Origin of the sequence: Pseudomonas sp. CNPSo 3701, assembly GCF_028674975.1 — a bacterium.
Lineage (GTDB): Bacteria > Pseudomonadota > Gammaproteobacteria > Pseudomonadales > Pseudomonadaceae > Aquipseudomonas > Aquipseudomonas straminea.
In genome coordinates, this window is the sequence record NZ_JAQZSI010000003.1 from 560,467 (window position 1) to 571,672 (window position 11,206).

The window sequence follows — 11,206 nt, forward strand, 5'->3', positions numbered from 1 at the left end:
GAGAACCAGATGAACACGACTTTCCTGCCCGTCAATCCGCCCCAACGCGTGCTCATGGGCCCCGGCCCGATCAATGCCGACCCGCGCGTGCTGCGCGCCATGTCCAGCCAGTTGATCGGCCAGTACGACCCGGCCATGACCGGCTACATGAACGAAGTGATGGCCCTGTATCGAGGCGTGTTCCGCAGCACCAATGCCGCCACCTTGCTGGTCGACGGCACCTCGCGCGCCGGCATCGAGGCCATCCTGGTGTCGGCGATTCGCCCGGGTGACAAGGTGCTGGTGCCGGTATTCGGCCGTTTCGGCCACCTGCTCTGTGAAATCGCCCGACGCTGCCGCGCCGAGGTGCACAGCATCGAAGTGCCGTGGGGCGAAGTGTTCAGCGCGCAGCAGATCGAGGATGCGATCAAGCAGGTCAAGCCGCGCCTGCTGCTGACCGTGCAGGGCGACACCTCGACCACCATGCTGCAGCCGCTGGCCGAGCTGGGCGAGATCTGCCGCCGCCACGGCGTGCTGTTCTACACCGACGCTACCGCCTCCCTGGGCGGTAATGCCCTGGAAGCCGATGCCTGGGGGCTGGATGCGGTCTCCGCCGGCTTGCAGAAGTGCCTCGGCGGGCCATCCGGCACCGCGCCGATCACCCTGGGTGCGGCGATGGTGGAGGTGATCCGCCGCCGCGCTCATGTCGAGGCCGGCATCCGCACCGACGCCCATCGCGACGGCGAGGACGAGATGATTTACTCCAACTATTTCGACCTCGGCATGATCCTCGACTACTGGGGCCCCGAGCGCCTCAACCACCACACCGAAGCCACCTCGGCGCTGTTCGGTGCCCGCGAGTGCGCCCGTGTGCTGCTCGAAGAAGGCCTGGACGCTGCCATCGCGCGCCACAAGCTGCACGGCGATGCGCTGCTCAAGGGCATTCAGGGCATGGGCCTGGAGACTTTCGGCAATCTCGAACACAAGATGAACAACGTGCTGGGCGTGGTGATTCCCCAGACGGTCAACGGCGATGAGGTGCGCAAGCTGCTGCTCGAGGACTTCGGCATCGAGATCGGCACCTCGTTCGGGCCGTTGGCCGGCAAGATCTGGCGCATCGGCACCATGGGCTACAACGCCCGCAAGGATTGCGTGATGCAGACCCTCAGCGCCCTGGAGGCGGTGCTCAACCGCCTCGGCCTGCGCACCACCCAGGGCGCGGCCATGCAGGCGGCCTGGGATCACTACGGCGAGCGCCGCTGATGGGTGCTCTGGACGATCGACAGGCCGCGGCGCGGGTCATGGCGCGCTGCGACGAACTGGCGGCGATCAGCGAGTCCGCCGACGGGCTGACCCGGGTGTACCTGTCGCCCGAGCACCAGCGCGCCAATGCCCTGGTAGGCGAGTGGATGCAAGCGGCCGGAATGCGCACCTGGCAAGACGCCGTCGGCAACATCTGCGGCCGCTATGAAGGCCAGAGTGCCGGCGCCCAGGCGCTGCTGCTCGGCTCGCACCTGGACACCGTGCGCAATGCCGGGCGCTACGACGGCATGCTCGGGGTGATCGCCGCCATCGAGGTGGTGCAGCGCTTTCACGACCTCGGTATCCGCCTGCCGCTGGCCATCGAGATCGTCGGCTTCGGCGACGAGGAGGGCACGCGCTTCGGCATCACCCTGCTGGGCAGCCGTGGGCTGACTGGCAGCTGGCCGCAGCAGTGGCTCACCCAGGCCGATGCGGATGGCGTCAGCGTCGCCCAGGCGATGGCAGCCTGGGGGCTCGATCCGGCAGCTATCGCCAGCGCCGCTCGTCCGGCCAGGGACTTTGCGGCCTATCTGGAACTGCATATCGAGCAGGGCCCGTGCCTGGAGCGTGAAGCGCTGGCGCTGGGCGCGGTCACGGCCATCAATGGCGCGCGCCGGCTCAACTGCCGTTTCATCGGCCAGGCCGGGCATGCCGGTACGGTGCCGATGAGTCATCGCCAGGACGCCCTGGCCGCCGCCGCGCAGTGGATGGTGGCGATCGAGGCGCGGACCCGGCAGCATGGCCCGCAACTGGTGGCCACCGTGGGCCGCCTGCAATGCCATCCAGGGGCGGTGAACGTCATTCCGGGGGAGGTCGAATTGACCCTGGATGTCCGTGGCCCCGAGGATCACGCCCTGGCCGAGCTGCTCGACGACCTGCTCGGCGAGGGCGAAGCCATCGCCCGGCAGCGCGGGCTGAGCTTCGCTGCCAGCCAGTATTACGGTATTTGCGCGACCCGCTGCGACGCCGCCATGCAGGCGTCACTGGCGCAGGTGTTGAGCGAGGTGCAAGGGCGCAGCCTGTCGCTGCCCAGTGGCGCTGGCCATGACGCCATCGCCATGGCTGAGCGCTGGCCGGTCGGCATGCTGTTCGTGCGTTGTGCCGGGGGCATCAGCCATAACCCGGCCGAGGCGGTTGCAGCCGAGGACGTGGGCCTGGCGGTCGACGCCTACGCGCGCTGGGTACGGGCGCTGGCCGAACAGCCGCCGGAGTCGGCGGCCTGAGGGTAGAGCTGGCGGTCAGTCGGCCTTGCGGGTGTGCATCATGTAATTGACGTCGACATCCTTGGTCAGCTTGTAGTGCTTGGTCAGCGGGTTGTAGGTCAGGCCGATGATGTCCTTGACCTCCAGGCCGGCCTGACGGCTCCAGGCACCCAGCTCGGAAGGACGGATGAATTTCTTGAAATCGTGGGTGCCGCGCGGCAACAGACGCAGGATGTACTCGGCGCCGATCACCGCGAACAGGTAAGCCTTGGGGTTACGGTTGATGGTGGAAAAGAACACCTGGCCGCCGGGTTTGACCAGCTTGTGGCAGGCGCGAATCACCGAGGACGGATCCGGCACGTGCTCGAGCATTTCCAGGCAGGTGACCACGTCGAACTGGCCGGGCATTTCATCGGCCATGGCTTCGGCGGTGATCTGCCGGTAATCCACTTCCACGCCTGATTCGAGTTGGTGCAGGCGGGCCACGGCCAGCGGCGCCTCACCCATGTCGATACCGGTCACGCTGGCGCCACGCTGGGCCATGGCTTCACTGAGAATGCCGCCGCCACACCCGACGTCGAGCACCTTCTTGCCGGCCAGGCCGGCACGCTCGTCGATCCAGTTGACGCGCAGCGGGTTGATCTCGTGCAGCGGCTTGAACTCGCTTTCCTTGTCCCACCAGCGATGGGCGAGGGCTTCGAATTTGGCGATTTCAGCGTGGTCGACGTTGCTCATGGTTTTCCCTGAATAAAGCGAATGCGTATGACAGGACGCGCGAGGCGTCCATGTTGCCAGCTCTGCGCGGCGCGTTGCTGGCCTGTAATGTGTGACAGTTTGCCGTACTTCGTGATCAATGTGCTGGACGCCCGGCTATCTTCGCGCCCCACTGTTGCGTATTGGCGATAATTCGCGCTTCGTCCAGGCGCGTCAGGCGGCCTTCGTCGAGCAGCGGCTTGCCGGCTACCCAGAGGTGCTCCACGCAGTGCCGCGAGGTGGCGTAGATCAGCTGGGAAACCGGATCGTACACCGGCTGCTGGGCGAGGCCGCGCAGGTCGAAGGCTACGATGTCGGCGGCCTTGCCGAGCTCCAGCGAGCCAATCTCGCTGTCCAGGCCCAGGGCGCGGGCGCCATTGAGGGTCGCCATGCGCAGCGCGCGGTGGGCATCCAGCGCACTGGCCGAGCCGGCCACGGCCTTGGCCAGCAGGGCGGCCGTGCGGGTTTCGCCGAGCAGATCGAGGTCGTTGTTGCTGGCTGCGCCGTCGGTGCCGATGGCCACGTTGACGCCGGCCTGCCAGAGTTTCTCGACCGGGCAGAAGCCGCTGGCCAGCTTGAGATTGGATTCGGGGCAGTGGATCACGCTGCTGTTGGTGGCCACCAGCAGGGCGATGTCTTCGTCGTCGATCTGCGTCATGTGCACGGCCTGGAAGCGCGGGCCCAGCAGGCCCAGGCGGTTCAGCCGCGCCAGCGGGCGCTCGCCGTGGTGCTCCAGGCTCTGCTGCACTTCGAAGGCGGTTTCATGGACGTGCATGTGGATGCCGGCGTCCACTTCCTCGGCGAGGATGCGCAGTTTTTCCAGGTTGGCATCGCTGACCGTGTAGGGCGCATGGGGGCCGAAGGCGACGCTGATGCGCGGGTGGTGCTTCATGTCGTCGAACAGCGTCACGCCCTTGCGCAGCGCCTCGTCGGCATCCCGGGCGCCGGGGATGGCGAAATCCAGCACCGGGATACTGATCTGCGCGCGCATGCCGCTGGCGTGCACCCGTTCGCAGGCCATCTCGGGAAAGAAGTACATGTCGGCGAAGCAGCTGATGCCGCTCTTTATCTGTTCGGCGATGGCCAGCTCGGTGCCGTCCTGCACGAACTGCTCATCGACCCATTTGGCTTCCGCCGGCCAGATGTGTTTCTCCAGCCAGGTCATCAGCGGCAGGTCATCGGCCAGGCCGCGGAACAGGGTCATGGCCGCATGTCCATGGGCGTTGACCAGGCCGGGCGTCAGCAGGCGGCCCGGCAGTTCGCGAATCTCTGTCGCGCCACGGCGCAGGGCCTCGGCGCGCGGTGCGATCAGGGCGATCTTGCCGTCGCGGACACCGAGGCCATGGTCATGCAGCACCACGCCAGCAGGCTCGACCGGCACCAGCCAGGTGGGCAGCAATAAAAGGTCGAACGGGGCGTCGGCCATGGGGGGGTCCGTGAGCGAAAACGCTGAGTCTATAGCGGAATGCCGCGGTCTTGAAGGTGCGCGGCGTGCGGTCGGTTGCCTGGCGGGCGTATACTGGCCGGCTTTCTAGGATGGAGTAGGTGATGCGCGAGCGTTTGCTGGCTGCCGAGCAGGTCGTGGGGTTCGTCTGGCGCGAGGGTGCGCTGCACGTGCTCGATCAGCGCCGCCTGCCCGGCGAGCAGGTCTGGCAGGCCTGTCACTCGGTGTCGGCGGTGGTCGCCATGCTGGCCGAGGGTGCGCTGCAGGGCGTTACCGCGCAAATGATCTGCAGTGGTTATGGGCTGGTGCTGGGCGCCCGCCAGCGTGCGGACGAGGGCGCCGACTGGCGCGCCGGGCTGCAGGTCGATATCGACGCCTTGTGCGTGGCCGGCCTGCCGTCTGAAGAAGGCAAACGCCTGTTGGCACGTATGCAGCAGCGCCTGGCGATCCTCAAGCCCGGCGCGCAGCCCCTGGCCGTGCTGGAGGATGAAGCCGGCGGCGCCCACCAGCGTGACCGCGAAGCCAATCTGGCCATGGCCCAGCTGGGCGTGGAGCTGATCCGCGGCTTCCAGGGCAACCTGCAGAACCTCTTGAGCATCGGCAGTGCCGGCGCGCTGGCCGGTGGCGGCATCGGTACCGCCCTTGGCGTGGTGCGCGCGGCGCAGCTCGAAGGGTTGCTGGAGCGTTGCTACCTGGGTGAAAGCCGACCGTTTCTGCAAGGCGCGCGCCTGGCTGCCTGGGAGCTGCATCAGGAAGGTATCGCCGTGGCGTTGAGCGCGGATGCGGCGCTCGCCCATGTCATGAGGGAGCGCGGCGTCACCTGGGCCATCGTCGGTGCCGAGCGGATTGCCGCCAACGGTGATGTGCTGGGTGTGATCGGCACCTATCAGCTGGCCGTGGCGGCCATGCACCATGGCGTGCGGCTGATGGTGGTGGCGCCGAGTGCGGTCATCGACCTGCAGCAGGACAGCGGCGAGGAGGGTTTTCACGATCTAGGTCACGGCCCGCTGGCCTATTCGCCTCGCGAGCGCATCAAGGGCGTCGACCAGGTGACACCGCGCTATGACGTGACGCCCGCCGATCTGGTGGATTTCCTGGTCACCGAACGTGGGGTGATCGAGCGTCCGGATGCCGCCAAGCTCAGCCAGCTGATGTGTCGCAAGCGGCTGCATTGAGCGCCTGGCTACATAAGCTGCGGGGATAGGTGCAGGGCGCGCTTTGTGGTAAGCTCCGGCAGTTTTCAGGGGCACCGCCTGCGGCTGCCGTCACTGCTCGAATGCATGGCATAACGTATTGATTTGTCGTGAGTCGTCGCTGGCCTGATGCCATCGCGACGCGCTTCGTCAGGCTCCAGATGAGCCGGGCGGAGTTTCATCAGAAAAAAGGAATCAGGCTACTCATGGGCGAACTGGCCAAAGAAATCCTCCCGGTCAACATCGAAGATGAACTGAAACAGTCGTACCTCGACTACGCGATGAGCGTGATCGTCGGGCGTGCCTTACCGGATGCGCGCGACGGCCTGAAGCCCGTGCATCGCCGGGTGCTGTTCGCCATGAGCGAGCTGGGCAACGACTGGAACAAGCCCTACAAGAAATCCGCGCGTGTGGTCGGTGACGTGATCGGTAAATATCACCCGCATGGTGATACCGCCGTTTACGACACCATCGTACGGATGGCGCAGCCATTCTCGCTGCGCTACCTGCTGGTCGACGGCCAGGGCAACTTCGGTTCGGTGGACGGCGACAACGCCGCGGCCATGCGATACACCGAAGTGCGCATGACCAAGCTGGCTCACGAGCTGTTGGCCGACCTGCACAAGGAAACCGTCGACTGGGTGCCCAACTACGACGGCACCGAGCAGATCCCGGCGGTCATGCCGACCAAGATCCCCAACCTGCTGGTCAACGGTTCCAGCGGTATCGCCGTGGGCATGGCCACCAACATCCCGCCGCACAACCTGGGCGAAGTGATCGACGGCTGCCTGGCGCTGATCGACAACCCGGAACTGACCGTCGATGAGCTGATGCAGTACATCCCCGGGCCGGACTTCCCGACCGCCGGCATCATCAACGGTCGCGCCGGCATCATCGAGGCCTACCGTACTGGCCGTGGCCGCATTTACATCCGCGCCCGCGCCGAAGTCGAGGACATCGACAAGGTCGGCGGTCGCCAGCAGATCGTCGTCACCGAGCTGCCGTACCAGCTCAACAAGGCCCGCCTGATCGAGAAAATCGCCGAGCTGGTCAAGGAGAAGAAGCTCGAAGGCATCACCGAATTGCGCGACGAGTCCGACAAGGATGGCATGCGCGTGGTCATCGAGCTGCGCCGCGGCGAAGTGCCCGAGGTGATCCTCAACAACCTGTACGCCCAGACCCAGATGCAGAGCGTGTTCGGCATCAACGTGGTGGCGCTGATCGACGGCCAGCCGAAGATCCTCAACCTCAAGGACATGCTCGATGCCTTCATCCTGCACCGTCGTGAAGTGGTCACCCGCCGCACCGTGTTCGAGCTGCGCAAGGCCCGTGAGCGTGGCCACATCCTCGAAGGTCAGGCGGTCGCGCTGTCCAACATCGACCCGGTCATCGCCCTGATCAAGGCCTCGCCGACGCCGTCCGAAGCCAAGGAAGCGCTGATCTCCACCGCCTGGGAATCCACCGCCGTGGAGGCCATGGTCGAGCGCGCTGGTGCCGATTCCTGCCGCCCGGAAGGCCTCGATGCGCAATACGGCCTGCGTGATGGCAAGTATTACCTGTCGCCGGAACAGGCCCAGGCGATCCTCGATTTGCGCCTGCACCGCCTGACCGGTCTGGAGCACGAGAAGCTGCTGGCCGAGTACCAGGAGATCCTCAACCAGATCGGCGAGCTGATCCGCATCCTGACCAGCGCCGAGCGCCTGATGGAAGTGATTCGCGAGGAGCTGGAAGCGGTCAAGGCCGAGTTCGGTGACAAGCGCCGTACCGAGATCCTCGATTCGCGTCTGGACCTGACCCTGGGTGACATGATCCCGCAAGAAGAGCGGGTGGTGACCATCTCCTACGGCGGTTATGCCAAGACCCAGCCATTGGCCGCTTACCAGGCCCAGCGCCGCGGCGGCAAGGGCAAGTCGGCCACCGGCATCAAGGACGAGGACTACATCGCTCACCTGCTGGTCGCCAACAGCCACGCCACGCTGCTGCTGTTCTCCAGCAAGGGCAAGGTGTACTGGCTGAAAACCTACGAAATTCCCGAAGCGTCCCGCGCCGCCCGTGGTCGTCCGCTGGTCAACCTGCTGCCGCTGGAAGAAGGTGAATACATCACCACCATGCTGCAGATCGACCTCGAGGCCCTGCAGCAGCAGGCCGGCGCTGACGACGTGGATGACGACGACGCCGTGCTTGAAGGCGAGATCGTCGAAGCCGAAGAAGTGGCCGAAGCCGCCGAGGTCGAGGAAGTCGAAGGCGAGACCGCCGAGCTGGTGGCCGAGCCGACTGGTGCCTACATCTTCATGGCCACCGCCTCCGGCACCGTGAAGAAGACCCCACTGGTGCAGTTCAGCCGTCCGCGTTCCAACGGCCTGATCGCCCTGAAACTGAAGGAAGGCGACACCCTGATCGCCGCCGCCATCACCGACGGTGCCAAGGAAGTCATGTTGTTCTCCAGCGCCGGCAAGGTGATCCGTTTCGCCGAGAGCGTGGTGCGTGTCATGGGCCGTGGCGCCCGTGGTATCCGCGGCATGCGCCTGGGCAAGGACCAGCGCCTGATTTCCATGCTGATCCCGGAATCCGGTGCGCAGATCCTCACCGCCTCCGAGCGTGGCTTCGGCAAGCGTACCGCGCTTTCCAAGTTCCCGCGTCGCGGCCGCGGCGGCCAGGGCGTGATCGGCATGATCACCAAGGAGCGTAACGGCCCGCTGATCGGCGCCATCCAGGTGCAGGACGGCGAGGAGATCATGCTGATTTCCGACCAGGGCACCCTGGTGCGTACCCGTGTCGACGAAGTCTCCAGTTCCGGCCGTAACACCCAGGGCGTGACCCTGATCAAGCTGGCCAATGACGAGAAACTGGTCGGCCTGGAGCGCGTGCAGGAGCCATCCGAAGAGGACATCGAGGAAGCACTGGACGAAGAGGGCAATCCGGTCGTTGTCGCCGAAGCCGATGAAGCTGTTGCAGGCGACGAGCCGGCGGCAGAAGGTGATGAGCCAGCAGAGGAAGATCGCGACGCCTAACCGCGCCGCTCTGCCTGCAGTGTTACGGCACTGCGGGCAGCATTTCGCCAGATAGATGTAGCAGACAGTCAAGCGAGAGTGAATTGTGAGCAAGCGAGCCTTTAACTTCTGCGCCGGCCCGGCCGCGCTTCCCGAAGCCGTTCTGCAGCGTGCCCAGGCCGAGTTGCTCGACTGGCAGGGCAAGGGCCTTTCCGTCATGGAAATGAGCCACCGCAGCGACGACTACGTGGCCATCGCCGAAAAGGCCGAGCAGGATCTGCGCGACCTGCTGAGCATTCCCTCCGACTACAAGGTGCTGTTCCTGCAGGGCGGGGCGAGCCAGCAGTTCGCCGAGATTCCGCTCAACCTGCTGCCCGAAGACGGCACCGCCGATTACATCGACACCGGCATCTGGTCGAAGAAGAGCATCGAAGAGGCGCGCCGCTACGGCAACGTCAACGTCGCTGCCAGCGCCAAGCCCTACGATTACTTCGCCATTCCCGGGCAGAACGAGTGGCAGCTGTCCAGGAACGCCGCTTATCTGCACTACGCCAGCAACGAAACCATCGGCGGCCTGCAGTTCGACTGGATCCCCGAGACCGGCGACGTACCGCTGGTGGTCGACATGTCCTCGGACATCCTGTCCCGTGAAGTGGACATCTCCAAGTTCGGCCTGATCTACGCTGGCGCCCAGAAGAACATCGGCCCCAGCGGCCTGGTGGTGGCGATCATTCGCGAAGACCTGCTCGGTCGCGCGCGCAGCAGTTGCCCGACCATGCTCAATTACAAGATCGCCGCCGATAACGGCTCGATGTATAACACCCCGGCGACCTTCAGCTGGTACCTTTCCGGCCTGGTCTTCGAGTGGCTGAAGGAGCAGGGCGGGGTTGCCGCCATGGAGCAGCGCAACAAGGCCAAGAAGGACCTGCTGTACAAAGTCATCGACGCCAGCGAGTTTTACAGCAACCCGATCGCCAAGAATGCCCGCTCGTGGATGAACGTGCCGTTCCGCCTGGCTGATGAACGCCTCGACAAGCCGTTTCTGGCCGGCGCCGATGCCCGCGGCCTGCTCAACCTCAAGGGCCACCGTTCGGTTGGCGGCATGCGCGCCTCCATCTATAACGCCGTGGGGCTGGATGCGGTCGAGGCGCTGGTCGCCTACATGGCGGAGTTCGAGAAGGAGCGCGCCTGATGAGCAACGATGCCAACACCGACCAGGCGCTGCAGGCCCTGCGCCTGCGCATCGACAGCCTGGACGAGAAGATCCTCGAGCTGATCAGCGACCGTGCGCGCTGCGCCGAAGAAGTGGCGCGGGTGAAGATGGCGACCCTGGCCGAAGGCGAGGTGCCGGTGTTCTACCGCCCCGAGCGTGAGGCGCAAGTGCTCAAACGAGTGATGGAGCGCAACCGCGGGCCATTGGGTAATGAGGACATGGCGCGGCTGTTCCGCGAGATCATGTCGTCCTGCCTGGCCCTGGAGAACCCCCTCAAGGTCGCTTACCTCGGCCCGGAAGGCACCTTCTCCCAGGCGGCGGCGATGAAACATTTCGGTCACGCGGTGATCAGCCAGCCCATGGCGGCGATCGACGAAGTGTTCCGCGAGGTGGTGGCCGGCGCCGTCAACTTCGGCGTGGTGCCGGTGGAGAATTCTACCGAGGGTGCGGTCAACCACACCCTGGACAGTTTCCTCGAGCACGATCTGGTGATCTGCGGCGAAGTGGAGCTGCGCATCCACCATCACCTGCTGGTCGGTGATGCCACCAAGACCGACCGCATCACCCGCATCTACTCTCACGCCCAGTCCCTGGCCCAGTGCCGCAAGTGGCTGGACGCCCATTACCCGAATGTCGAGCGCGTGGCGGTTTCCAGCAACGCCGACGCGGCGCGCCGGGTGAAGAGCGAGTGGAACTCGGCGGCGATTGCCGGCGACATGGCGGCCAACCTGTACGACCTGACCCGCCTGGCCGAGAAGATCGAGGATCGCCCGGACAACTCCACGCGCTTTCTGATCATCGGCAACCAGGAAGTGCCGCCCACCGGCGACGACAAGACCTCGGTGATCGTCTCGATGCGCAACAAGCCCGGTGCCCTGCACGAGCTGCTGGTGCCGTTCCACCAGAACGGCATCGACCTGACCCGCATCGAAACGCGCCCGTCGCGCAGCGGCAAGTGGACCTACGCCTTCTTCATCGACTTCGTCGGCCACCACCGCGATCCGCTGATCAAGGACGTGCTGGAAAAAATCAATCAGGAAGCCGTGGCGCTCAAGGTGCTGGGTTCCTATCCCAAGGCAGTACTTTAACTGCGGCTCCAGGCCGCGGGCTGCGGGCGACAGGCGACAGGC

Annotated in this window: 8 protein-coding genes; 6 read left to right on the forward strand and 2 right to left on the reverse strand. The window is 65.4% G+C overall.

Translation table 11 applies throughout. The features are described from left to right. The first annotated feature begins 9 nt into the window (after positions 1 to 9). Positions 10 to 1,242 (forward strand): pyridoxal-phosphate-dependent aminotransferase family protein, encoded by a 1,233-nt coding sequence (locus PVA39_RS11885; RefSeq protein ID WP_274124211.1) that lies wholly within the window; start codon positions 10 to 12, stop codon positions 1,240 to 1,242. After that, positions 1,242 to 2,504: an allantoate amidohydrolase gene (gene hpxK, locus PVA39_RS11890; RefSeq protein WP_274124212.1), complete on the forward strand. Its 1,263-nt coding sequence runs from the start codon at positions 1,242 to 1,244 to the stop codon at positions 2,502 to 2,504. Before PVA39_RS11885 ends, hpxK begins: the two co-directional genes overlap by 1 nt. A 15-nt stretch (positions 2,505 to 2,519) precedes the next feature. Here hpxK and ubiG read toward each other — a convergent pair whose 3' ends face one another. Together ubiG and PVA39_RS11900 are read right to left on the reverse strand one after the other, a co-directional pair. Then, on the reverse strand, positions 2,520 to 3,218 hold the full coding sequence (ubiG, locus tag PVA39_RS11895) for a bifunctional 2-polyprenyl-6-hydroxyphenol methylase/3-demethylubiquinol 3-O-methyltransferase UbiG (RefSeq protein WP_274124213.1): 699 nt from the start codon (positions 3,216 to 3,218) through the stop codon (positions 2,520 to 2,522). A gap of 115 nt (positions 3,219 to 3,333) precedes the next feature. Continuing rightward, positions 3,334 to 4,662 carry a TRZ/ATZ family hydrolase gene (locus PVA39_RS11900; RefSeq protein ID WP_274124214.1) on the reverse strand — a complete coding sequence of 443 codons (1,329 nt, stop codon included), beginning with the start codon at positions 4,660 to 4,662 and terminating at the stop codon, positions 3,334 to 3,336. Between the two features lie 122 nt (positions 4,663 to 4,784). On the opposite strand from PVA39_RS11900, the gene PVA39_RS11905 reads away from it, so the two are divergent. From PVA39_RS11905 to pheA, 4 genes are all read left to right on the forward strand, one after another. Further along, complete coding sequence (locus tag PVA39_RS11905; protein ID WP_274124215.1) at positions 4,785 to 5,855, forward strand: s-methyl-5-thioribose-1-phosphate isomerase; 1,071 nt, start codon at positions 4,785 to 4,787, stop codon at positions 5,853 to 5,855. Positions 5,856 to 6,079: 224 nt separating this feature from the next. Next, the gene (gene gyrA / locus PVA39_RS11910; RefSeq protein WP_274124216.1) at positions 6,080 to 8,884 is read left to right on the forward strand and encodes a DNA gyrase subunit A; all 2,805 of its coding nucleotides are present in this window, start codon (positions 6,080 to 6,082) and stop codon (positions 8,882 to 8,884) included. An 85-nt stretch (positions 8,885 to 8,969) separates the two neighbouring features. Then, on the forward strand, positions 8,970 to 10,055 hold the full coding sequence (gene serC / locus PVA39_RS11915) for a 3-phosphoserine/phosphohydroxythreonine transaminase (protein ID WP_274124217.1): 1,086 nt from the start codon (positions 8,970 to 8,972) through the stop codon (positions 10,053 to 10,055). Continuing rightward, entirely contained in the window at positions 10,055 to 11,164 is a 1,110-nt protein-coding gene (gene pheA / locus PVA39_RS11920) for a prephenate dehydratase (protein ID WP_147176031.1), read from the forward strand. Before serC ends, pheA begins: the two co-directional genes overlap by 1 nt. The last annotated feature ends 42 nt before the right edge of the window (positions 11,165 to 11,206 follow it).